Source organism: Nocardiopsis sp. EMB25 (genome assembly GCF_026797795.1).
GTDB classification, from domain to species: domain Bacteria; phylum Actinomycetota; class Actinomycetes; order Streptosporangiales; family Streptosporangiaceae; genus Nocardiopsis; species Nocardiopsis lucentensis.
Genome location: NZ_JAMTDN010000001.1, coordinates 1933009 through 1956017, shown reverse-complemented (window position 1 = coordinate 1956017; position 23009 = coordinate 1933009). Strand labels below are relative to the sequence as shown.

The window sequence follows — 23009 nt, the reverse complement described above, 5'->3', positions numbered from 1 at the left end:
CCTCCCGCGCGTCGTCTAGGTGTATTGACCTGAGAGGTTAGGTACACGAGAAGCGGGAGGGCCGCTGATCGCGGTGTGGAACCGGTGGTGATTGTAGCCGTGCAGCCACCCGGTGAACGCCTCCCGCTTCTCGGTCTCGGACCGGTAGGGGCGGGCGTAGGCCCATTCGTCGGTCAGGGTCCGGTTGAACCGTTCCACCTTGCCGTTGGTCTGGGGCCGGTAGGGGCGGGTGCGCTTGTGCTTGACGCCCTGGTCGGCGAGCAGGTCCCGCCAGGTGTGGGACCGGTAGCAGGACCCGTTGTCGGTCAGCACCCGCTCCACCACGATGCCCACCGACGCGAAGTAGGCGTGGGCGCGTTCCCAGAAGCCGGTCGCGGTGTCCTTCTTCTCGTCGGCCAGGATCTCTGAGTAGGCCAACCGGGAGTGGTCGTCCACGGCGTTGTGCACATAGGCGTACCCGGCCTTGGCACGGTGTTTGCGGCCCTGGGGGCGTCCCAGGACTTTGTGGCCGCCGCCGTTGGGGATGTTGCCGAGTTTCTTGATGTCCACGTGCACCAACTCGCCGGGCCGGGTCCGTTCGTAGCGGCGTACCGTCCGTCCGGTGGCCCGGTCCAGATGCGCCAGGCGGGACATGCGGTGCCGGGTCAGGATCCGGTGCACGGTGGAGGCGTGCATGCGCAGGTGGCCGCCGATACGGGCCGGACCCCACCGGTGGGTGACGCGGAGCTTGATGACGCGGCGTTCGCGTCGGGTGGGGGTGCGCCGGGGCGAGCGGGCCGGGCGGCTGGAGGCGTCGGTCATCCCGGCCGAGCCCAGGGCCCTGTAGCGGGTGGCCCACCGTTTGGCGGTGGTGGGACTGACCTGGAAGCGTTCGGCGGCCCGCCGCAGCGGCCAGCCGTCCTCGACGACGCACTGGGCCAGGAGCAGGCGTCCTGCGGGGGTCAGGCGGGCGTTGGCGTGGGTAGTGTGGGGCATCGAGGGCCTTCTGGTGAGCTGGTGTAGATGTGGTAATCCACACCGATACCGAAGGCCCTCTTGTTGTGCGTCGACCGGGGTGGGTGTTACCAACCTCCGTGGTCAGTACATCTAGGGCGCGTCCGGGTAGAGCCGCTGGGCGATCGTCTCCACGGCGTCCACATTGCCCAGGGCGCCGGGGTACAGGTCACTCGCGGGAACGGCGATGAGGAGATCGTCCTCCACGGCCGGAACGTCGGGGAAGGTGCCGCGAAGGTACTCGCGGGTCCGCTCCTCGTGCTCGGCTCCGCTCACGCCGAACACGATGGCTTCGGGAGCGCGGCTGATGATCTCCTCCGGGTTGATCTGGGCGGCGAAGAAGTCGGCGAACTCGGGTGCGTCGGGGTCGAAGACGTTGTCGCCACCGGCGGTCTCGATGATGTCGGCCTCGATGCCGGCGCCGATGGCCGACAGCGAGTCGCCCTCGACGTAGACCTGCGCGACGGTGGGCCGCGCGGAGTCGCCGATCGCGTCCTCCACGGCGGCCAGCCGTTCCTCGACGTCCTGTGTGAGCTCCTCGGCCGCGTCGGGCACGCCCAGGATGGCGCCGAGGTCGGCGATATCGGTCAGCACGTCGGTGACCTGCGCGGTGTTGCGGCGGTCGGCGCAGCCACCGGTCGCGACGTAGGCCTGGGCACCGTTCTCGTTCAGTTGCTCGATGCTGGCGAAGCCCTGTTCGGCGGTGAACTCGTACTCCGTCGGGGAGGCCACGAAGTCGGGGGTGACGGCGAGCAGGTCCTCACGGGCCGGCGGCGCGTCCGCGCTGAGTACCGGGATGTCGGCGGCCTCGTCGGCGATGTCGTCCGGCAGCGCCGAGACCTCGGTCTGGGCCTGGCCGACGATGGAGTCCCCCGCGCCGAGGCGGATGAGCAGTTCGGTCTGCGAGGGCATCAGTCCGACGACGCTGCTGGGCGTGGTGTCGAAGGACAGCTCACGTCCGCAGTTCGTGACCGTCACGGTCTGCCCGGAGTCCCCGGTGTCCGCCGAGTCGGCGGTGACACCGCTGCCGCAGGCGGTCAGCGCCAGCGGCAGCACGGCCAGGGCGGCGCACGCGGTCGAGAGGGTGAGGGGACGGGAACGGCGTGGGGACGTGGCCCGGGTGGCATTGCCTGTCATGGGGTGCTGATTTCTTCCTGGGTCGTGATGGATGGGTTCGCGGGGTCGTGGTCGTTCGGCTCCAGCGGGCTGCGGGCGTCGAAGAGCAGGTGCCGCCGTCCGGAACGCGGATGGGCGACCGCTGTCGACTCGACGCCGAAGACCGAACGGACCAGGTCGGTGTGCAGCACCTCGTCCGGGGCGCCGAGGGAGAGCAGGCGCCCCTCGGCCAGGACGCCGACGGCGTCGCAGGAGCGCGCGGCCAGGTTCAGGTCGTGCAGGGCGACCATCACGGTGCGGTCGGTGGCTCTGACCAGGTCGAGGAGTTCGAGCTGATGGGCGATGTCGAGGTGGTTCGTGGGCTCGTCGAGGACGAGCACGGGTGTGTCCTGGGTGAGCGCGCGGGCGAACAGCACACGCTGGCGCTCGCCACCGGAGAGGGCCGAGAACGGCCGGGCCTCCAGGTGCGCGGCGCCGACGCGGATGAGGGCCTCCCGCGCGAGGGCGATGTCGCGGTCGGAGTCGCGTCCGTACCCGCGTCCGTGCGGGATGCGCCCGAGCAGCACCATGTCGAGGACGGGGATCTCGAACTCCTCGCTGTGCTCCTGGGCCATCACCGCCACGTGCCGGGCGAGCTCCCCGCGCTTGAGCGCGGTGATGTCGGTGCCGTCGAAGCGCACACGGCCGGCTGAGGGGGCCGCGAGCCCCGACACGGTGCGCAGCAGTGTGGACTTGCCGCTCCCGTTGGGTCCGAGCAGCCCGAGTACGGTGCCCGAGGGCACCGCGACGCTCACGTCGGTGACGACGGGCCGTCCGCCGCGGTGGGCGGTGAGGTTCTCGATGTCGACTCTCATCGGCCCACCCCCACGCCGTCGGCGCGGTCGCGTCGCAGCAGCCACAGGAAGAACGGTGCTCCGACCATCGCGGTGAGCACGCCCAGGGGGATCTCCGTGGGAGCGGCGAGGGTCCGGGCCAGGAAGTCGCAGGTGGCGAGGAACACCGCTCCGCCGAGCAAGGCGACCGGAAGCATCCGGCGGTGGTCGGAACCGACGATGATGCGGGCGATGTGGGGGATGATCAGCCCGACGAAGCCGATGCCTCCGGAGACCGCGACGACCGATCCGGTCAGCAGGGCCGCGGCGACGAGGGTCGCGCTGCGCAGCCGGTTGACGTTGACGCCCAGGGACGCGGCCGCGTCGTCCCCGACGAGAAGGGCGTTGAGCGCCCGCGCGCGGAAGGCGGCGTAGAGCCCCACGGCGAGCAGCGCCGTCGAGGGCAGGGCGAGGTGGCCCATCGTGGCGGCGGAGACCGAACCCAGCAGGAAGAACATGATGCTGAAGACGTTCTGCGCCTCGGTGGTGATGGTCAGATAGCTGGTCACGGCGCTGAACAGGGAACCGAGGGCGACGCCCGCCAGGATGAGGCGCTGGGGTGCGATGCGCCCGTTCTTGTGGGCCAGGGTGTAGACGGCCGCGGTGGCCAGGAGCGCGCCGAGGAAGGCCGCGCCCCCCACACCGAGGGAGCCGGCCCCGACGCCCAGGACGATGAACGAGACCGCGCCGACCCCGGCGCCGGCGGAGACACCGAGGATGTAGGGCTCGGCCAGGGAGTTGTGGACCACGGCCTGCATCAGTGCCCCGGCCAGGGCGAGCGCGGCGCCGGCGGTCGCGGCCAGGAGCACGCGGGGCAGTCGGAACCGCCAGACGGCGTTGTCCTGCACCGTCGTCAGCGACCCGTCCGACATCCACGGCATCCCGGGCACGAGGTGGCCGATGACGATGCGCAGGGCGTCCGCCGGGGACACGTCGATCGTGCCGGTGCTCGTCGACAGCAGCACCACCGCGACCAGCGCCAGAGCCAGGGCCGGAACGAGGATCCGGGCGGCGAGCACGCCGCGCCGCCGGGCGTCGACCGCGGGAGCGGGAGCGTCCGGGGCGCCGTCGGGAGGCGCGCCTCCGGTGCGCGCGTTGGTCAGGAGGCGTGGGAGGGGAGCCGACACGCGTTTCTCGTTCGTTGCTCGTGTCATCTGTCGCGGGGGTTCTCTCCGGTCGTTGACGGGGCGGTCTGTGCTGATCCGGTGGTGGCGGCGGCGAAGCTCAGGACGGTCGCCCCGAGACGATGGAGGCTGTCGAGGTGGTTGCCGCCGTGCCCCGTGTCCGGGGCGCGCCATACGGTGGCGCCGCCCCCGACACGGCACAGCGCGTCGGCGACCGCCAGGGTGTCGTCGGCGACCACCCGGGAGTCCTCCGCCAACACGATGCCGAGGAAGCGGGGGACGGCGGCGCCGGAGGTGAGGGCCTCGGCACGGTGCAGGGGTGAGATCCGGCGCAGGTGCGCGATCCCCTCGGGGGAGTCCGAGGCACCGAACTCGCCGGCCCACCGCTGTCCGAGCGGGTGGGCGCCGAGGTTGAGCAGGTCGAGTGGGGCCGCGGTACTGACGACCCCGGCGCACAGGTCCGGCGATCCGAGGGCGCAGCTGGTGGCCAGGACTCCGCCGTGGGAGGCGCCCGCCAGGACGAGCAGGTCGGGCCGGGTGAGTCCGGCCTCGACCAGGCCGCGTGCGATGACGGTGAGGTCGTCGATGCCGCGGCCCTTGGCGAGTCCGTGCCCGGCCCGACGCCAGGCGGGGCCGTGTTCGCCTCCGCCCCGGACCTGGGCGACGGCGTACCGGCCGCCCTGTTCGACCCACGCGGGCACGGTCGGCTCGAACGTCGCCAGACTCGGCACGCCGAAGCCGCCGTAGCAGGTGAGGATCAGCGGAGCGGGGCCCCGGGCGTCGGCCGGTGAGGTGACCACGACGGGGACGCGTGCGCCGTCCTCGGCGGTGAAGACGTGTCGTTCGGTGCGTGCCGGAGCTTCCCGGCGGACCGCTGGGGGCCGGTCGGACAGCAGTTCCTCGGCGGGGATGACGCGCGGCGGCAGGACCGGGCCCTCGACGAGGGCGTGGAACCGGTCGGCGTCAGCGCTCACGCCGGTCGCGACGGCTGGGGCGCCCCCGTAGGTGACCTCCCGTTCGGCCGAGACCGAGCCCTGGGTGAGTCGCACGATGACACTGCGGCCGGCGCGTACGCCGACGGCGACGACGTCCTGGCCGCGGGCGGCGAAGGAGGTGACCCGCAGGTCCGGGTCCTCCCAGCGCCATCTCTCGGCACCGCTGCCCGGTTCGAGGCACCGCAGGCGGGTGCCGTCGTCGACGACCACGCCCTCGTCGACGGGCAGGACCCGGACGATGGCGCCCAACACGGCGACCTCGGCCCCGGTGGCCCGGTCGACGAGGCGGCTGGGCCTTCCCGGGCGGCTCTCGGCGAACAGTCCGCTCCGGCCTCCGGGGAAGAGCCTGAGCCGGGTGTGCGGCGACACGGCCGAGACCGTCGTCCTCCCGGTGCGCGCGTCGAGGCGGACGAGGCCGTGGGACCGGCCGGCGACCAGTTCGACACCGGACGAGTCACCGGCCCAGAGCATGGGGTCGTAGCGGCAGCGGACCTCCGGGTAGAGCCGCAGGGCTCCGGTGGCGGTGTCGACCAGCCCCAGTGCGGCGTCCTCGTCCGCGCGCTCGGCTATCTGGACGCAGATGCTGCGTCCGTCCGGAGAGGGGGCCATGCGCAGGATGTGCCCCTCGGGCTCGATCACCGGGGAGCCGGTGTCCACACGGTAGATCCCGTGGCGTCGGCGTCCGGGCGGCCGGCTGAGCGCGAATCCGTTCTCCGGCAGGCCCGGGCGGCCGTGCCGTTCCCACTTCGTGAGCGCGGCGTCGATGGCGGGGACGAGGGGAGGGAGGGAGTCGTGCATCGCTCACCGACCGACGGTGTCGACGTCGCCGCCGTGCCAGTGCAGGTGCCCGCCCTCGTCGAGGGGGCTGGGCACGGTGACGGTGTCGAGTCGGCCGTCGTGGAACAGGTGCAGTTGGCCGTCGCCCCCTCGGGTCACCGCGACCGTCGTCCCGGTGGGATCGACGGCCACGGCGCGCCGCTGTGCGGGTGCGTCGCCGACGGGGTCCCAGGGCAGGTGCCCGGGGGAGGGCGGGCACGACATCGCGGGAAGCGGGATCCGGTGCGCGGCGCCCATCAGCGGATCGGCCCGCTCGATGACGGTGAGCTCGTCACCGTCGGGATGGATCGTGGCGACGGCGGCCCGGGTGCCGCCGAGCGCGAAGCGGAAGGCCAGGCCCCGAGGCAGCTCCAGACGGCGCGTCCGGCCGGTGGACAGGTCGATGTCGACCAGGTGGTTCGTCCACTCGGTCCATCGCGTCGGGGACGCCGGACCGCCCCGGACCACGCCCACCGCACGGCCGGTGGCCGGGTCCAGGCGCAGGTAGTAGGCGCGTCCGGGCACGGGCCAGGCGACGGTGCCGAGCATGCGCGGGACGCCGCCCTCGACGACGAAACGCTCCAGTCCTTCGCCGGTCGCGGTCGCGGCGACGCCGGTGCGCTGGTCGACGACGTCGCCGTGCCCGTCGTCGGCGATCTCGCGGACGGCCTCACCGGTGATCCGGGGCACGTGGGGGGCGACGTCGAGGCACCGGGAGAGCGGAAGCGCCTCGAGGGCGCCGGGCTCCCGGTGGCGCAGCACGACCGTCGGCTCGCCGCCGGCCTGGTCCGGGACGATCATCGCCCCGGGCTCGCCGACCCGTGAGCGGAACCGTGCCGACCCGCCCCGCTCCAGGTCGACGAGGGTGACGACGTCGCTCCACGCCTCCGCGTTCGCGCCCAGTCCGGTCGTGACCACCACGTAGCGGCCCGAGGCGTCGCAGGCGAGGTGCTCACCGGGGATGGCCACGGGGAAGCGCCGTTCACCGTGCGGTCCGCAGACCACGAGCGCGCCGGAGCGGTCGTCGACGAAGGCCCGTGCGGGGCCGTCCTCGCCACGGCGGGGCAGTGTGAGGACCCCGGCGTGCTCGGCGAGGACGGCGTCGCCGAGCGGTGTCACGGCGCCGTCGGCGACGGCGTAGGTGCGGCCCGCGCGGTAGTCGGCCACGAGGAGCTCCTGGAAGTTCATGCGGCCAGCCTATTGGAAATGACAACCGTTTTCAATTATGGTGAGTCCCGTTCGCCCCGGCGAACACCTATCGGCACCGATGACCGATACGTCCTGCCTTGAGAAGGGATTCCCCTATGGACAACAAGATCGTCGCCGAGATCGAGGAGCCCGAGCAGCTCGCCCACCTCTCCGCCACGCACTCCAACGCGCTCGTCGAGAACCCCTTCGACGTCGTCGCCGAGATCGAGGAGTCCGAGCAGCTGGCGCACCTGTCGGCCACGCACTCCAACGCGCTGGTCGAGAACCCCTTCGACTGACCCTCGTCCCCCGCGACGTAGTCAGTGAGAACCACCCGGTCGGGCGGCCCCGTGCTGCCCGACCGGGCCCTGTGAGAGGTCGGCCATGCCCCCAGAACCATCCATCGCCCCCGTGCCGGGGACCGGCGCGCACGTCATCGTCGACGGCGGGCGCACCGATGCCGTACGCACCTCCTCCGGGCGCTTCCTCCGTCTGGTGTCCCCGCCGCCCCGTCTCCTGGACGCCCTGGGCGGTGCCTCGGGCGGCGACGGGGAGGCCGCCGAGTACGCCGCGGCGCTTCGGGCGACGATGTCCGCGCGCGAGGAGGAGGACGCACAGCGCCGCTGGCCCGGTCCGCGGCGCGAGGTCGCCCTGGTCGGCGGCGGTCCGATCGTCGACGCGACGGCCGACGCCCTGACCGACTGGGGCGCGGCCGTCACCCGCCACACCGACGGCGCCGCCCTGCTCGCCTCGGTGGACGGCACGGCCGACGGCGATCGCGAGAACGGCGCCACGGCCGGTTCCCGCGCAGAGGGAGCCTGGCCGTGGGGGCTCGTGGTCGCGTACGCGGACTCACCCGCCGAGCGCGGCGGATGGGACCGGCTCGACGCGCTGCCGAGCCAGGGCGTCGCCTGGCTGCGCGCCTACCGCGAGGGCGAGAACGGTTTCGTCGATCCGATCTGCCTCAGCGCGGACGACCCCGGATCCGCACAGGTGTACCGGCGACGCCTGGCGGCGAGCCTGGTCCCCCGCGAACTCGACACCTGGCGGCGCGCGGCCGTGGCCGACGCACCCCCCTCGCCCGCCGCGCGCATGCTGCTGACGAGCCGACTGCTCACCCTCGCCCTGGCGTGGGCACAGGACTCGGAGGCATTGCAGGGCTACCGCGGCACCCTGTGGAAGCTGGTCCCCGCCACCGGCACGATCAGTGAGCACCCCGTCCTGGCCTACGACCCGCCGTCCGCCCTCGACCGGCAAGCGCGTCAGCGGGTATGACCGAGGAACCCGGACGCGAACACCTGTGCCGAGGAGGCGACGGCACCGCCCTACGCGGGCGGATCTGGGAATGCGCGGACCCGGAGGGCCTCGTGGTGATCCGCACCCCCTACGACGCCGACCAGCACGAGACGACGGCACGCTCATGGAACGCCCGCGGATACCACTGCCTCGTCCAGGACGTGCGCGGACGCTACCGGTCAGCGGGAGCATGGTCCCCCTACGCACATGAGGGGGACGACGGCGGACGGGTGATCGCCCACCTGCTCGACGAGTACGACGGGCTGCCGCTGGTCCTCTTCGGCGCCTCCTACGCCGCCCACACGGCGTTGGAGGCCGCCCGGGCCGTGACACGCGAGGGCGCGTCCCCGGTCTCGGCGATCATCGCCCTCGTCCCCGCCCTCGGACTGGCCGAGACCGCGTGGGACGCCCAGGGCTCCCCGCAGATCCCGCACCGCATCGGCTGGTGGCACGAACACGGACGCCACCGGCGCTCCCGGCCCCCGCTGCCCGCGGGCGAACTCGACCGACGCGTCGCACAGGCACGCGAGCGGGGCGTCGTCGAGGCCGCCGAGCACTGGGGCTGGTCGCCGTCGGCGTTGACCGGCTGGCGGCGGCTGTGGAGCGCGGAGCGTGTGGACCTGGCGTCGCGCTACGGCCACATCGACGTGCCACTCCTGGTGATCAGCGGCGATGACGACTTCTTCCACGACGACGCCCGGCGGCTCGCGCGCGCGTGGAGCGCCCCGAACCACTTCGCCAGCGGTCCCTGGGGACACCGCCTGGCCGCAGGCGTCGCCGACCCGACCCTGCGGTCCGGTATCAGGGCCGCGGGCGGACTGACCCACATCATCGACCCGTGGCTGGCGGCCCAGGGACTGCCCGGCGCCCCGGCGGAGTGGACCGGGATCCTCACGGACGCGTCCGTGTCCGCGTCCCGCACCCGGTCGACCCTCGATCCCGCGTCAGGGGCCTGGCGCCACGAAAGGACCTCACCGTGACCCTCCCCACGACCGTGCGGCACCGCCCGGGTACCGCCGAGAACACCGCCACCGGGGCCGACCGCCCCATGCCCGTGGAGGCGCTCGTCGACCCCGAATGCGGCGTCATCCGATCCGTGCGGGCCGTGCCGCACCCCGCCGGCGCTCCCGCCGCCTACATCGGACTGACCGCGGCCGTCGCCGACGCTCGACAGCTCGGTGAGTGGCCGGCCGACCGCGTCTCGCTGGGCACGTCGTTCGACGACGTGGCGCAGGCCAGGATCGCCGCGATCGCCGAAGGGGTCGAGCGCTACTGCGGGAACTGGCTTCCCGCGGACCTCCCCGACGACGAACTGCGCATCGGATCCCGAGCGGAACTGCTGGCCGCCGGCCGCCACCCGATCGACCTCGGTGACCTGCCCCTGTTCGCCCCGTGGCAGTACACCCGCGCAGGGTTTCCCTACCAGCCCCTCACCGAGGACACCCCCACCCTCTGGGCGCGCTGCGACGACCTCGGCGGCGCCGCGGTCTGGATGCCTGCCTCGCTGGTCTACCTCAACTGGAGGCAGTCGCGCCTCCGGCGCCTGCCGCGCGTCCACCACCTGAACTACGCCGGGATCGCCACCGGGCAGGGGGTCGACGACGCGCGGGACCGAGGGGTCCTGGAGATCATCGAACGCGACGCCCTCGAACTGTGGTGGCACCTGGACGGACCCACCTTCGGCATCGACCCCGCCAGCGTTCCCGGACTGGCGGACGACCTGCGCGGCGGTTCCCTGGACGTGTCCCTGGTGGCCATGCCCTCGGAGTTCGCCCCCGCCGTGGCCGCACTCGTGCACGACGGGGAACGCGGCCTGTACGCCGCGGGGTTCTCCGCCTCGCTCGACCCGGTCAGGGCCGCCCGCAAGGCCGTCCTCGAAGCCGTCCACACCTGGGTCTACACCCAGGGCTGCACCGCCGCCGACGGGTGGGTCTTCCGCGCCGTCGAGCAGGGCCTGATGGCCCGCGGCCTCTATCTCGACTTCCGCGCCGACGCCACCTATCTCGACGCCGCCGGCGCCCAGTGCGAGCACGTCGTCGACCTGGGCGCGCACGTCCAGCTCTGGCTCGACCCCCGGGTCCACGGAGAGGCCCGCCGCTTCACGGCGCCCGCTCTGGGAACCCGGCCGATCACCGCGGTTCCGACCGTGTCGATGGACGACGTCTACCGGCGGCTGGCCGCCCGCGGGCACCGCGTCCTCACCCGCGACCTGACGACGAGCGATGTCCGTCGCACCCCGCTCCGGGTGGTGCGGAGCTTCGTCACGGGGCTCGTCCCGAACGCCCCGGCGGCCTTCGCCTACCTCGGCATGCCCCGTTTCGGGCACGCGGCGCTCGAACGGGGGTGGCGCACCTCCTGGGACGGGAGCCCCACGGACGTCACCCTCGTTCCGCCCCCGCACATGTGAGTCCGCCCCCATGCCCCGCTCCTCTCCATCGAACCCCTCTCCGCCCGGTGCTCGACGCGGTCCGGCCGACCCCCCGCGCCTGCCGCCCGCACTGGCACGCGCCTTCGCGGCCGAGACACCGGGTCCGCCCCGCCCGCCCGGGCCGCGCGCCAATCCCTGGCGCCGGGCCGGAGCCGACCCGGTGGCGGTACCGGAACGTGAACGCACCCTGCTCGACGGCCTGTGGCGCGGCTCAGGACACCACCGCCTGGCCGACGGGACGGTGACCCGCGTCCCCAAGCGCCCGGTGCCCTCCGCGGGAGCGGCCTACCCCGTGCACACCCACCTGGTCGTCGGCGCGGACGGCCCCCTGGAAGCGGGACGGTACGCCTTCGACCTGGAGCGCGGCACCCTCCTCCGGCGCGACGAGACCCGCGAACGGGAGGCGGGCTGGCCCGCCCCCGGCACGGGCGCCGACGTGACGGGGACCCACCTGGTCCTGACCGTGCAACCCGGTCGAAGCTTCGGCCGGTACCGTCACCGGGCCTGGCCGCTGTGGATCGCGGACACCGCCTACGCCCTGACCGCCGTGGAGTTCCTGTGCGCTCCGGCCCCCGCCGCGGTCCGGCTGGGCCCCGGACCGCGGCTGCGCGAGCTCCTCGGCGTTCCGCGCGCGGCCGACCACGGCCGGTGGATCACGCGCGGACTCGCGCCGGAGATCCCGCTGGCCACCGTCGAGCTGCCCGACTCCTGGTCGGTCCTCCCCGAGCGCCGGGACGCCCTGGCCGCGAGGCGTTCCCCGGCGATCGGCGAGTTCGAGGCCGCGGCGCGCACACACGATCCGCGGGCCGCGGACCTCGCGCGGGCCTCCGGGCAGGCCTGGGTGCTCGGGGCCCACCGGTTGGAGACGTGGTCCGTCGCGACGGACGCGCCCGCCGCCGAGTTCGTCGAGGCCCTGTGGCGGGCCCACCGGGCCGCGGCCGGCCTGTGTTACGCGGGCGCCCTGTCACGACGATGGCGCTGCCGACCGGTGTCGGGATGCGTCGCCGCGCGCGGCCGCTGGACCGTCCACGCGCTGGCGATGCTCCCCGGCGCACCCGACCTCGACAAGGAGTCAGCCGCATGATGATCGTCCCCCTGCTGTGGCGGGAGGCGGCCCGGTTCCCCGCGTCCCTGGCACGGAGCGTCGCCCTGCTGGTCCTCGTCTTCCTCACCCACCTCGGACAGGCCGTGGCGATCGCCTGGTCGATGTCGGCGGTGCTGCACGGGCAGGCCCGGGAGGTGCTCGTCGCGCTGTCGCTGATCCTCGGGATCGCACTGCTGCGTCTGGTGCTCTCCCTGGGCCAGGCGTCGGCCGCCGCACATCTGGGCGGCCGGGTCAGGCAGGCGGTTCGCCGCCGCGCGATGCGGGCCGCGCTCGTGCCCGAGCGGCTGCACGACACCGCGGCCCGGGACGGCTCGATGCGTGCCAGCCTCGGTGACGGCGTCGACGGCATCGACGCCTACGTCTCCAAGTACGTTCCCGTCGTCATGCAGCTGCTCCTCACCTGCCCGATCGTCGTGACCGGCCTCCTGGTGCTCTCACCGTGGGCGGGACTGTGCGTCGCCGCCGGGGTCGTGCTGGCCCTGGCGGGGCCCATGGCGTGGAAACGGATGATGGCCCGGCGCGGACTCGACCACTGGGACAGCTACGAGGCGCTCAGCGCCGACCTGCTCGAATCCCTGCGCGGTATGGCCACCCTGCGCACGCTCGGTGACGTGCCCGGCACCCGCGACCGGTTGGACGCCCGCTCGGAGGCGCTGCGCGGGGCCACCGAACGGGTGATGCGCGGCTCCCTGGGCGAGACGGCCGTCACCGACGCGGCCGTCCAGGGGGGAGCGGTCGCGGCCGCCGCCGTCGCCGTCGCCCAGGCGGCCGCCGGGCAGGCCCCCGCCGTCGAGGTCTACCTGATCCTCCTGCTCTCCTCCGAGGCGTTCCGGCCCATCCGGGACCTCTCGCGGCACTGGCACGCCGGATTCCTCGGACTCACCGCGGTCCCCGGCCTCGACAGGATCGGGGCCTTCACCGAACGGAGCGACGCCGTCCCCGTCCACACCGCGTCCGGCCCCGGAGGCGGCCGGGCGACCGGGGACCGACGTGCGGACGTGCTGCGTGTGGACGGTCTGAGCTTCCGTTACCCAGGCGCCCCGGGCGACGTCATCCACGACCTCGACCTGACCGCTCGGCGGGGCTCCCTCACCGCGATCGTCGGAGCCTCCGGGGCGGGCAAGTCCACCCTCTTCGACCTCCTCCTCGGCTTCCTCACCCCGCGCACCGGCGGCATCGACCTCGACGGTCGGCCCCTGCGCACCTCCGACATCGCCGTGGTCTCCCAGCGACCGGTCCTCTTCGCCGGGACCGTCCGCGACAACCTCGCGGTCACCGGCGCCACCGCGGAGGCGGACCTCGTCGCGGCCTGCCGCGACGCGGGGATCCTCGACGAGATCCGGCGCTTCCCGCGCGGCTTCGACACCGAGGTCGCCGAAGCCGGCACCAGCCTGTCCGGCGGACAGCGCCAACGCCTCGCCCTGGCCCGCGCACTGTTGGCACGGCGCCCGGTCCTGCTCGTCGACGAGCCGACGAGCGCGTTGGACGCCGACCGCGCCGCGGACGTCATCCGGACTCTGCACCGGGTGGCCCGCGACCGCGTCGTCATCATGATCAGCCACCGCTCCGAGAGCCTCACCGAGGTCCCCCACGTGCTGAGCCTCGACTCCGGACACCTGAACAGGAGCGCCTCGTGAACACCCTCTCCGCGTTCCGCGCCTTTCGCGCGCTGCTGCCCGTCCTGCGGCCCGAATGGCGGGGGATGCTCTGGATCTACCTGGTCGGCACCGCGAGCGCGCTCGGCCTGGCCGGTCTGACCGTCCTCACGGCATGGGCGGTCGGCCACGCCGTCGTGGAGCGGACACCGCCCGGACCCCTCTGGTGGGCCCTGGTCCTCGGGCTCGTGCTGCTGCGCGTGGTTCTGACCTGGCGGGAGATGGACGTCTCCCATGCCCTGGCCTACCGTGTGCTGGCCCGGTTGAGGATGGCGCTGTTCGACGCCTACGCGCGCAGTGTTCCCGGCCGGCGCCGCGAGCACTCCGGACGCGCGGCCGCCGTCGCGATGGACGACATCGAAAAGCTCGAGTTCTTCTACGCCCACACGGTCGCCCAGCTCGGCGCCTCGCTCACCCTGTTCGTCGCCGTCCTGGCCACCGCGTCCGTCCTGTCGCCCGGAGCCGCGCTCGTCATGCTCCTGGGCGCCGCGGTCGTGGCGAGCAGCGCTCTGTACTGGGCGCGAGCGGCCAGGCGACTGGGCGAGCGGGAGCAGCGTGAGCGCTCGGACCTGTCCGAGCACATCGTCGACGCGCTCGGCGCGCTACGGGAGGTCCTCGCCTACGGACTCGCCCCCCGGATCATCGCCGAGACCAGCGCGGCCACCGCACGCGCCGCCGCCACCGCGCGACGGCGCGAACTGCTCTCGCACACGGTCACCGCCCTCCGGGAACTCATCCTCACCGCCGTGGTCATCGGCGTCATCGCCACCAGCGCCGCCGCCGCGGGCGTGCTCTCCGAAGGCGCCCAGGCACGGCTGGCCCCCGCGGACCTGCCCGCGCTGGTCGCTCTGGCCCTGACCGGCATCGCCGCGGTCGTCGACGCCACCGACACCCTCACCCGGCTCCATCCACTCGTCTCCGGCGCCGAACGCGTCGCCGCCGGAATCAACCGCCCCCCGGTCGTCGCCGTCCCCGAAGCGCCACGACAACTGCCCGCCGGGCCGCTCGGCCTCCGGTTCCGGGACGTGTCCTTCTCCTACGAGGGCCGACGGCCGACGCTCACGTCCTGGTCCGCCGAACTCGCCCCCGGCGAACACGTCGGGCTGGTCGGCCCCTCCGGCTCGGGCAAGAGCACCGTCATCGCCCTCGCGGCCCGGCTCTGGGACCCCTCGGCGGGCAGCGTCGAACTCGTCACGGCGGACGGCGGGGGCGTCTGCGTCGCCGATCTCGACGACGCGGCGCTGCGGGGGGCCGTCGCCCTGGTCGACCAGGACGCGGTGCTCTTCCACGGCACCGTCCGCGACAACCTGCTGCGCGGCTGCGGGCCGCGGTCCGACGAGGACCTGGCCGCCCTGCTCGAACGCGTCGAAGCGGCCTCCTGGATCGGTCTCGACGACGAACTCGGCGAGGCGGGTGTGCGGCTGTCCGGCGGCCAGAGGGCACGCCTGTGCCTCGCCCGCGCCCTCGCCCGCCGTCCGCGCGTCCTGCTTGTGGACGAGGTCACCGCCAGCCTCGACCCGGCCACCGAACGACTGGTCTCCGACGTCATCGCGCGATTCGACGGTACCGTCCTCATCGCCTCCCACCGGGCCGAGACCCTCGCCCGGCTCGAACGCGTCGTCGACGTGGCCGGGATCCCGCACACCGTGTAGGAGACGGGCGGCCGACTCCGCGCAACGACCGTCCCCACCTTCCCGGGAGACGCCCGCCGTCCGGCCCCGTCACCGCGCGGACCCGCGGCTGGAGCGGCGACCGGCCCCGACCGGGCCCAGGACCGTGCGTCGGAACCCGACGGGGCGTCCACGACGGCCCACGACGCCTGCGTGAGGTCACACGGTCCCAGAGCCCGGGGATCCGACTCCGAGAAACGCGGGACACACCCCCATCACACTCGGAACGAAACACGGGTGCCGGTGGGAACTCCCGTGCACGGGAGTTCCCACCGGCACCCCGGCGCCGCCCTCACCGGCGGTCGGCGGACACCAGCCGCTCGGCGGCCTCCTCGATCATCTCCTCGCTCAACAGCACCCGGTCGGCGGCCGGACCCAGGGGGACGAAGCTGTCCATGCTGTTCACCCTGCCCATCGCGCCGCCGAAACCCGCGTCGACGAGTTCGGCGAGCACCGCCTCGGACACGCCCCCCGTGCGGCGGGTCTCGTCGACGACCAGCACCCGGCCCGTGGCCTCGGCCTCCCTGAGCAGGTCGGCGGCGGGTAGCGGGGCGAGCCAGCGCAGGTCCAGCACCCGGGCGCGGATCCCACGTTCGGCCAGACGGCGTGCCGTGCGCAGGCACATGGGCACCCCGTTGGCGAAGGTGACCAGGGTCAGGTCGGCCCCGTCGCCGTAGGTGCGGGCCCGGCCGAGTCCGGCGTGCCGCGCGTCCCAGGCGTCCGGCGGCGGGTAGGGGGCCAGCCATCCGCCGTCGCCGGGCTCGTGCAGGTCGCGCGTGTGGTAGAGGGCGATCGGTTCGAGGAAGACGCAGACCCGGCCGTCCTCGCGCGCCGCCGCCACACAGGTGCGCAGCATGTGGGCGGCGTCGTCGGCCCGGGAGGGCGAGGCGATCACGACGCCGGGGATGTCCCGCAGCGCGGCCACCGAGTTGTCGTTGTGGAAGTGCCCGCCGAAGCCCTTCTGGTAGGCGTAGCCCGCGATGCGCACCACCATCGGGTTGCGGTACTGGCCCCGGGAGAAGAAGGACAGCGTGGCGGCCTCGCCGCGGATCTGGTCCTCGGCGTTGTGCACGTAGGCCAGGTACTGGATCTCGGGGATCGGCACGAACCCCGCCAGCGCCGCTCCCAGGGCGGCGCCCAGGACGCTCTGCTCGTCGAGCAGCGTGTCGAAGACCCGGCGCGCCCCGAACCGCTTGCGCAGCCCCTTCGTGACGCCGTACACACCGCCCTTGCGGCTCACGTCCTCACCGAACACCAGGACGTCGCGGTCCCGGCACAGCAGGTCGGCGAGCGTGCCGTTGACGGCCTGGGCGAGGGTCACCGGTCCCTCGTCCTCGGGCAACGCTCCCTTGAACGCCCGCCGCCGGTCGTCCTCGGGCGCGGTGCGCGCGGCGTCGGCGCGCACCTCCCGGGGGCGGTGCGGCGCGAGCGGCGCGGCGACCTCGGCCGCCGACCGGAGCCTGGGCCGGGCGCACGCCTTCTCGGCGAGCTCGGCCACCTCGTCGCGGATGCGGTCGTAGCGGTCGATGACCTCCTCGGGGGTGAGCACGCCGGAGGAGACGAGACGGCGCGCGGTCCCCACGAGCGGGTCGCGCTCCAGGCCCGCCGCGATCTCGGTCCGGCTCCGGTAGGCGGTCTCCACGTCGGACCCGGCGTGCCCCATCAGACGGACGGTCCGCAGCCGCAGGAACGCGGGCGCCCGGTTCCGGCGCACCCAGTCCGCGGCGTGCGTGGCCGCCGTCAACGCGTCCAGCGGGTCGCCGCCGTCGGCGTCGAGGTAGCGCAGGCCCGGCCGGTGGCCGTAGGCGCTGTCGATCCACTCCGTGGGGGTGCGCACGCTGATCCCGATGCCGTTGTCCTCGCACACGAACAGGACGGGCACGGGGATGCCCTGGTGGGCCGAGTGCAGGGCGGCGTTGATCGCGCCCGTGGCCGTGGAGTGGTTGGCCGAGGCGTCGCCGAAGCTGCACACCACCACGGCGTCGGTGGGCCACTCGGTCTCCACCCCGAGCTGGGCCGCGCGTTCGACGGCGAACGCCAGTCCCACCGCGCGCGGCAGGTGCGAGGCGATGGTCGAGGTCTGGGGGATCACGGCGGCGGGTTTGCTGCCGAACACCTTGTGCCGGCCGCCGCTGATCGGCTCCTCCGCCGCGGCGACGACGCCGAGCAGGACGTCCCACAGCGGCTGCTGCCCGGGGAGTTGGCCCCCGCGGTACAGGAAGAAGGCGCCGGAGCGGTAGTGCAGGAGCGCGGGGTCGGTGGGGCGCAGCGCGGCGGCGACCGCGGCGTTGCCCTCGTGGCCCGCCGATCCGATGCTGTAGAAGCCCTGCTTCCCGGCTCCCAGTTCACGGGCGGCGAAGTCGAGCTGCCGACTGCCCGCCTGTGCGGTGAAGACCCGTAGCAGGTCGTCGCCGGTGACCGGGCCGTCGGGCGTGATCGGTGCCGCTGCCGGGCGCGGCTGGGCCGGGGGCAGGGCGGCGACCGTGTCCCGGAAGTGCCGGTCGACCGCGGCGGGGCCGCCTGTGTCGCTCATCGGGTGGAGTCCTCCGTGTCCGTCGGGGATCGGGCCACACCGGTCGGTGTGTGCTCCTCCACGATGGTTCCCACCGGCTCCCCGTGCCAAGACCCCGCGGGGAAACGGGGCTCCTGGTTGCGCGGGCCGTGCCGCCGCCCGGTTCCACGACGGTGGCGATCCCGGCCCCTGGCGTGGCCGGCGTTCGGTCACCCCCGTTCCACCCACCTTTGATTCGTAGCCAAAAGTAGTGATTCATGAGCATCATGTGTCTGTTTTCCCGCTGAGTCTGCTCCTCGTGTGACGTCAGCGATGCCGGTGGGCCTTTTACTCCACGGCGGGGGTTGTGCACAAGGGGGTTCCCTGGGCCTGGAGCGGCCACGATCAACTGTGCGACCGGGGCGGCTGCCCGTGCGTGCGCGCCCACCTGGGGTTTGGCGACCATTCGATCACTGCTTGTAGCGCCTCACTCCCCGCTCTCAGGCTGTGTGATCTCAAACACGAAGAGTGTGCCTTGCTGTGTTTTTGCGTCCAGGCGTAATTTGTCTGTGCATAACACAGTCAAGCATCTTATGTATGTGCAAGTTCTTATTGGGGGTGTTGGTATGTCCCTGGCCGTACCCGGTTTCCGACTGGAGATCGTTGACGACGAGATCACGGACGGATACTGGATCACCGCCGCGGACATCGACGGTGACGGGCGGGTCGACCTCGTCACGTCGGGTGTGGCCGACGGGCGGATCGCCTGGTACCGCAACTCCGACTGGACGAAGCGGGAGATCGCCGAACTGCGTTGTCCCGTCGCCGTCGACGCGGCGGACATCACCGGTGACGGCCGGCCGGACCTGGTCGTGTGCCACGAGTACGGGCCTACCCTGAGCGAGTGCGACCCCGAGGAGGGGCTCGTCTCCTGGCTCGCGAACCCAGGGGGAGGGGTGGAGTCCGGCCCCTGGGAACGGCACGACATCGGTCAGCTCTGCTCCGCGCACCGCGTGCTCGGCGTCCGCCTGGGTGCCCGCCGGGACCTCCGCGTGCTCGCCGCCCCGATGGTGGGTCCGGGCGGTGGCCGCGCGGCCCTGTCCCAACCGGTCCGGCTGACGGCCTACCGCCCCGAGGGCTCCCCCACAGGCCGATGGGCCGCGGAGACCATCGACGACGGCTCCTACCTGCTCGTCCACGAACTCACCCCGGCCCGGCGGGCGCACCGCTCCCTAGACGACCCCTTCCTCATCGCCAGCGCCGAAGGAGTCACCCGGCTCGACCCCGACCCCGCTACCGGGGCGTGGCGTGCCACCCCCGTCGGGGCCGGAGAACGGAGCCAGCGGGACCGCACGGGCTTCACCGGGAGCAACAGCGCCTCCCAGGGCAGACTCAACGGCGGTCAGGGCTCCTACGTCGCCGCCCTCGAACCCTTCCACGGCAACACGGTCGCCGTCTACACGCGCGCCGACGGCCACGGAGAGCGCTGGGAACGCACGGTCCTGGACGTGTTCGGCGACCCGAACGAGCTCGGCGAGGGGCCTGGGCACGACCTGGTCTGCGCCGACTTCGACGGTGACGGAGAGGACGAGTTCCTCGTCGCCCTCCGGGGACCCGAACCCTGGCAGGGCGTCCACTACTACAAGGCCGTCGACGCCGCGCGGGGCCTGTGGACGCGCAAGCGGGTGTCCACCGAGTCCGCGGCCCGCATCGCCGTCGCCGACTTCAACGGGGACGGACGGCTCGACTTCGCCACGGTCGGCTACTCCGTCCCCGGCTACTTCCAGGCCGAGACCCCCAAGGTGGTCATCGCCCACAACCAGGGGACGCCCGCCTGACCTCTCGGGCGCCTCCGGTCCCGCGGCGGACCCGTACGTCATGCCGAGCACCCCTTCGAGAACGAACGGGAGAAGACCCAGCATGCCCAGAATCCTCTACCTGGCGGGAGGCTGGCCGGGGCACAACCCCGACGGCGTCGCCCGCTGGCTCACGCCCAAGCTGCACGATCTCGGGTACGAGACCGAGCTGACCGCCGACCCTTCGCGTCTCGGTGACGACCTGTCCGGTTTCGACCTCGTCCTCCTGGGATGGACGCAGTCCGACACCACCGAGCGACTCCCGCCCTCCACGGAGGAGCGGTTCTCCCGCTCCGTCCGGGACGGCCTGGGGGTCGCGGGCTGGCACGGCATGGCCGCCTCGTTCAGGGCGAGCCTGACCTACAACATGATGGTCGGCGGCAACTGCGTGTCCCACCCGGGAGGAGAGGGCGTGCGCGTTCCGTACAAGGTGCGGATCGTCGACCACGACCACCCGGTGACCTCGGGGGTGTCCGACTTCGAGGTCGCCTCCGAGCAGTACTACATGCACACCGACCCCTCGAACCACGTCCTGGCCGAGACCGCCTTCGGCGGTGGGCACCTCCCTTGGATCGAGGGGCTGACCTCGCCCGTCGCCTGGACCAGGACCTGGGGCTCCGGGCGTGTCTTCTACATGTCGGTCGGCCACTACGTGGAGGATCTCCAGATCCCTGACGCCGACCGCCTCCTGGCCCGGGGCGTCCGCTGGGCCACCCGGGCGGCGTCGGCTCCCTCCTGAGGCCGGCGGCTCCGCAGACCGCTTTCACCGAACCTCGCATCCGGGCCCCTGACAACGGTCCGTGCCCACCCACCCCCCGAAGAACACGCGAAGATTCGGAAGGTTCCCATGTCAGACAGCACACGCCCGTCCGGCTCCCCGACCCCCGACGTTCCCTCCCGGCTGGGTGTCGGACCCATGTCGAAGAACGCCGTGGACGCGACCCTCGACGTCGCCGCCCGACTCGACCAGAAGCTCATGCTCATCCCCAGTCGCCGCCAGGTCGAGGCGGCCAGCCAGGGCGGTGGCTACGTCGAGGGGTGGGACACCGCCGCGTTCGCCGAGTACGTGCGCGGCAACGACGTCGACGGACGCCTCCTGCTGTGCCGGGACCACGGCGGCCCCTATCAATCCGCCGGTGAGCGCGACCGGCGGCTGACCCCCGAGCAGGCCATGGCGTCCGCGTTGGAGTCCTACCAGGAGGACATCCGCAACGGTTTCGACCTGCTGCACATCGACACCTCCATGGACCTGGACGGGGTCGCCGACGACACGGTGGCCATCGACCGGGCCGTGGAGCTGTACGGGCAGTGCGTCGAGTACGCGCGCGGCCAGGGCCGGGAGGTGATGTTCGAGATCGGGTTCGAGGACCAGGGACGGGACACCAACGACCCCTTCGAGTTCCAGGAACTCCTCGCCACCGCCCTGGACCGGCTGGGCAAGGCCGACCTGCCGCTGCCCACCTTCGTGGTCGCCCAGACCGGCACCAAGGTCGTGGAGACGCGCAACACCGGAGGCGTCGGTGTGGCCCCCAGCGCGGTCGGGGTCGCCGTCCGGGCGCTCGCCGACGTCACCGAACGCCACGGAATCGCCCTGAAGGCGCACAACTGCGACTACCTGAGCGAGGCCACGGTCGCCTACCTCTCCGCCAAGGGGGTGCACGCGCTCAACGTCGCACCCGAGTTCGGCGTGGTCGAGACACGGGCCTTCATCGCACTGCTGAGGGAACTGGGCCTGGGCATCCAACTGGAGCGGTTCCTCGCCCTGGCCTACGCCTCCGGTTCCTGGCGCAAATGGATGGCGGAGGACACCACGGCCACCGACTACGAGCGCGCGGTCATCGCGGGCCACTACGTCTACAACACCGAGCACTTCCGCGACATCAAGGCCGCCGTCCAGTACGAGGCCCGGTCCAGGGGCGTGGACGTGGACGCGCGGCTGCGCACCGCGATCGAGGCGTCGATCGAGAACTACGCGCGACCGCTGCGCGCGACCGAGCGGCGCGTCCCGGTCGCCGGTTCCGCGCTGTGAACGCGGTACCGCCGGAGGCGGTCGGCAGTACCGCGACGCACCCAGCCCACAGGAGGACACAGTGACCACGGCCACCGACCGGATCCCCGAGCAGACGAGCATCGGGGCCCGTGAGGACGAACTGATCGAGGAACTGATCGAAGAGCTGCGGGCGACCGTGGAGGAGGAGGTGACCGAGGGAGGGTCTCCCGCCCGTATCCTGCGGATCCGCATGCCGGACGGCACGCACCAGGTGCTCAAACTCCAGGTGGAGATGCCCGGTGCCGTGGACGGACACGACCTGGAGTCGTTCCGGGTCAAGCTCCGTCAGATCGACAAGATTCGGGCGGACGCCCCGGCCCTGCGCGACGTGTACACGGAGAAGCTGCGCGAGTTCCACGGCCATGACTGGTCCGCGTACACGATGCCCTACTACCCCAACGAGGACATCGCGGCCTCCATCCGAGGTGAGCGGCCCGACGTCGCGGAGTTCTTCGACCGCTTCGACGTCACCATGTCCCTCCTGGCCCGTCGGGGATGGAGCCTGGAGGAGGTCCGCTCGGAGCCCGGGCAGATCGCCGAGATCCACGCGGACCGGCTGACCCGCCGGTTCTGGCTCCTGGAGCGGCACCTGCCGCGGGAGTACACCGAGCGGGGGCACCTCATCGTCAACGGTGTTCCCTGTCGGCACCCGCTGGAGATCGCCGAACTCCTCGCCCGGCGTCCGGAACTGACCCGCCACGTGGACGCCACCCGGCTGCACTTCCCGGCGCACGGCGACCTCAACACGCGCAACGTGCTCGTCACCGGGCGGGAGGACGGCCTGCCGACCGTGCGGATCATCGACCCGCGCGGCACGCTCCAGCCGTGGGACCTGGGCTACGACTGGGGCAAGGTGCTCTTCAGCCTGACCGTGTGGGACGCCGGTCTCCGCGAGGGCTTCGAGATCGACACCGCCGGTACGGACTTCGCCCGGGAGGTGTCCGTCCACCAGCGGGGCGGACTCTACCCGGGGTACCGGGAGGCCGCCCGGGGACTGGTCGACGCGATCTCCGACCACGAGGACCTGGCACCCCTGGTGGCCGGGGACCCGGGGTGGCGCAGCCGACTCCTCCTCGGCCACGGCTTCCACCTCCTGGCCGAGGCCGCGTGCCGGCTCTCCGACATCAAGAAGCGCGCGAGCACCGTCGGGAGCATCGACCTGAGCCCGATCGAACTGGCCGGCGGACACTATCTGCTGGGCGTGCTGTTCCTGGAGAACGCGGTCGCGCAGTTGGAGGAGAACGGCGAGATCGACCCGGTGACCCACCTGAACCTGTTGGACCTTTGACGGTTCGGTCCGACCGGGGGTGGGGCCCGCGGGGCCCCACCCCCTCCCTTGTGTCCTGGTCCCACG

General features: G+C 72.9%; 18 protein-coding genes. 11 read left to right on the top strand and 7 right to left on the bottom strand.

All coding sequences use genetic code 11. The features are described from left to right. Positions 1-15 precede the first annotated feature (15 nt). The 6 genes from KIK06_RS08505 to KIK06_RS08480 all read right to left on the bottom strand — a co-directional run bounded on the left by KIK06_RS08505 (position 16) and on the right by KIK06_RS08480 (position 7104). Positions 16-975 (bottom strand): IS481 family transposase, encoded by a 960-nt coding sequence (locus tag KIK06_RS08505; RefSeq protein WP_268641594.1) that lies wholly within the window; start codon positions 973-975, stop codon positions 16-18. Between the two features lie 111 nt (positions 976-1086). Beyond that, positions 1087-2130 (bottom strand): ABC transporter substrate-binding protein, encoded by a 1044-nt coding sequence (locus KIK06_RS08500; RefSeq protein ID WP_268642696.1) that lies wholly within the window; start codon positions 2128-2130, stop codon positions 1087-1089. Then, positions 2127-2963 (bottom strand): ABC transporter ATP-binding protein, encoded by an 837-nt coding sequence (locus KIK06_RS08495; RefSeq protein ID WP_268642695.1) that lies wholly within the window; start codon positions 2961-2963, stop codon positions 2127-2129. The genes KIK06_RS08500 and KIK06_RS08495 overlap by 4 nt, the downstream gene beginning before the upstream one ends. Then, complete coding sequence (locus KIK06_RS08490; RefSeq protein ID WP_327084678.1) at positions 2960-3985, bottom strand: FecCD family ABC transporter permease; 1026 nt, start codon at positions 3983-3985, stop codon at positions 2960-2962. The genes KIK06_RS08495 and KIK06_RS08490 overlap by 4 nt, the downstream gene beginning before the upstream one ends. 146 nt (positions 3986-4131) lie before the next feature. Beyond that, positions 4132-5898, bottom strand: coding sequence for a prolyl oligopeptidase family serine peptidase (locus KIK06_RS08485; protein ID WP_268642693.1), 1767 nt, complete (start codon positions 5896-5898; stop codon positions 4132-4134). Positions 5899-5901: 3 nt separating this feature from the next. Continuing rightward, entirely contained in the window at positions 5902-7104 is a 1203-nt protein-coding gene (locus KIK06_RS08480; protein ID WP_268642692.1) for a hypothetical protein, read from the bottom strand. 116 nt (positions 7105-7220) lie between these two features. Here KIK06_RS08480 and amiA point away from each other — a divergent pair, with 116 nt between their 5' ends. From amiA to KIK06_RS08445, 7 genes are all read left to right on the top strand, one after another. Further along, positions 7221-7403, top strand: coding sequence for a streptamidine family RiPP (amiA, locus tag KIK06_RS08475; RefSeq protein ID WP_017598926.1), 183 nt, complete (start codon positions 7221-7223; stop codon positions 7401-7403). 85 nt (positions 7404-7488) lie between these two features. After that, positions 7489-8379 carry a hypothetical protein gene (locus KIK06_RS08470; RefSeq protein ID WP_268642691.1) on the top strand — a complete coding sequence of 297 codons (891 nt, stop codon included), beginning with the start codon at positions 7489-7491 and terminating at the stop codon, positions 8377-8379. Next, positions 8376-9380: a CocE/NonD family hydrolase gene (locus KIK06_RS08465; RefSeq protein WP_268642690.1), complete on the top strand. Its 1005-nt coding sequence runs from the start codon at positions 8376-8378 to the stop codon at positions 9378-9380. The genes KIK06_RS08470 and KIK06_RS08465 overlap by 4 nt, the downstream gene beginning before the upstream one ends. Further along, the gene (locus KIK06_RS08460; RefSeq protein ID WP_268642689.1) at positions 9377-10807 is read left to right on the top strand and encodes a YcaO-like family protein; all 1431 of its coding nucleotides are present in this window, start codon (positions 9377-9379) and stop codon (positions 10805-10807) included. The genes KIK06_RS08465 and KIK06_RS08460 overlap by 4 nt, the downstream gene beginning before the upstream one ends. Before the next feature lie 181 nt (positions 10808-10988). Continuing rightward, a complete protein-coding gene (locus KIK06_RS08455; RefSeq protein WP_268642688.1) occupies positions 10989-11912 on the top strand; it encodes a hypothetical protein in 924 nt (307 codons plus the stop codon). Beyond that, complete coding sequence (locus KIK06_RS08450) at positions 11909-13570, top strand: ATP-binding cassette domain-containing protein (protein ID WP_268642687.1); 1662 nt, start codon at positions 11909-11911, stop codon at positions 13568-13570. The genes KIK06_RS08455 and KIK06_RS08450 overlap by 4 nt, the downstream gene beginning before the upstream one ends. Continuing rightward, on the top strand, positions 13567-15240 hold the full coding sequence (locus tag KIK06_RS08445) for an ABC transporter ATP-binding protein (RefSeq protein ID WP_017598921.1): 1674 nt from the start codon (positions 13567-13569) through the stop codon (positions 15238-15240). Before KIK06_RS08450 ends, KIK06_RS08445 begins: the two co-directional genes overlap by 4 nt. Positions 15241-15550: 310 nt before the next feature. Here the strand turns inward: KIK06_RS08445 and KIK06_RS08440 are convergent, their stop codons facing one another. Further along, the gene (locus KIK06_RS08440; RefSeq protein ID WP_268642686.1) at positions 15551-17791 is read right to left on the bottom strand and encodes a dehydrogenase E1 component subunit alpha/beta; all 2241 of its coding nucleotides are present in this window, start codon (positions 17789-17791) and stop codon (positions 15551-15553) included. A 584-nt stretch (positions 17792-18375) separates the two neighbouring features. On the opposite strand from KIK06_RS08440, the gene KIK06_RS08435 reads away from it, so the two are divergent. The 4 genes from KIK06_RS08435 to KIK06_RS08420 all read left to right on the top strand — a co-directional run bounded on the left by KIK06_RS08435 (position 18376) and on the right by KIK06_RS08420 (position 22943). After that, complete coding sequence (locus KIK06_RS08435; RefSeq protein ID WP_268642685.1) at positions 18376-19587, top strand: FG-GAP repeat domain-containing protein; 1212 nt, start codon at positions 18376-18378, stop codon at positions 19585-19587. 82 nt (positions 19588-19669) lie between these two features. Next, positions 19670-20344, top strand: a complete 675-nt coding sequence (locus tag KIK06_RS08430; protein ID WP_268642684.1) for a ThuA domain-containing protein — start codon at positions 19670-19672, stop codon at positions 20342-20344. Between the two features lie 108 nt (positions 20345-20452). Beyond that, on the top strand, positions 20453-21634 hold the full coding sequence (locus KIK06_RS08425; RefSeq protein WP_268642683.1) for a class II D-tagatose-bisphosphate aldolase non-catalytic subunit: 1182 nt from the start codon (positions 20453-20455) through the stop codon (positions 21632-21634). A gap of 61 nt (positions 21635-21695) precedes the next feature. Further along, positions 21696-22943, top strand: a complete 1248-nt coding sequence (locus KIK06_RS08420) for a hypothetical protein (RefSeq protein WP_268642682.1) — start codon at positions 21696-21698, stop codon at positions 22941-22943. The last annotated feature ends 66 nt before the right edge of the window (positions 22944-23009 follow it).

What these genes read in the sequence shown, in the direction of transcription:
- KIK06_RS08505 (WP_268641594.1), bottom strand. Translation starts at nt 975, where the DNA reads ATGCCCCACACTACCCACGCCAACGCCCGCCTGACCCCCGCAGGACGC.
- KIK06_RS08500 (WP_268642696.1), bottom strand. Translation starts at nt 2,130, where the DNA reads ATGACAGGCAATGCCACCCGGGCCACGTCCCCACGCCGTTCCCGTCCC.
- KIK06_RS08495 (WP_268642695.1), bottom strand. Translation starts at nt 2,963, where the DNA reads ATGAGAGTCGACATCGAGAACCTCACCGCCCACCGCGGCGGACGGCCC.
- KIK06_RS08485 (WP_268642693.1), bottom strand. Translation starts at nt 5,898, where the DNA reads ATGCACGACTCCCTCCCTCCCCTCGTCCCCGCCATCGACGCCGCGCTC.
- KIK06_RS08480 (WP_268642692.1), bottom strand. Translation starts at nt 7,104, where the DNA reads ATGAACTTCCAGGAGCTCCTCGTGGCCGACTACCGCGCGGGCCGCACC.
- amiA (WP_017598926.1), top strand. Translation starts at nt 7,221, where the DNA reads ATGGACAACAAGATCGTCGCCGAGATCGAGGAGCCCGAGCAGCTCGCC.
- KIK06_RS08470 (WP_268642691.1), top strand. Translation starts at nt 7,489, where the DNA reads ATGCCCCCAGAACCATCCATCGCCCCCGTGCCGGGGACCGGCGCGCAC.
- KIK06_RS08465 (WP_268642690.1), top strand. Translation starts at nt 8,376, where the DNA reads ATGACCGAGGAACCCGGACGCGAACACCTGTGCCGAGGAGGCGACGGC.
- KIK06_RS08450 (WP_268642687.1), top strand. Translation starts at nt 11,909, where the DNA reads ATGATGATCGTCCCCCTGCTGTGGCGGGAGGCGGCCCGGTTCCCCGCG.
- KIK06_RS08440 (WP_268642686.1), bottom strand. Translation starts at nt 17,791, where the DNA reads ATGAGCGACACAGGCGGCCCCGCCGCGGTCGACCGGCACTTCCGGGAC.
- KIK06_RS08435 (WP_268642685.1), top strand. Translation starts at nt 18,376, where the DNA reads ATGTCCCTGGCCGTACCCGGTTTCCGACTGGAGATCGTTGACGACGAG.
- KIK06_RS08430 (WP_268642684.1), top strand. Translation starts at nt 19,670, where the DNA reads ATGCCCAGAATCCTCTACCTGGCGGGAGGCTGGCCGGGGCACAACCCC.
- KIK06_RS08425 (WP_268642683.1), top strand. Translation starts at nt 20,453, where the DNA reads ATGTCAGACAGCACACGCCCGTCCGGCTCCCCGACCCCCGACGTTCCC.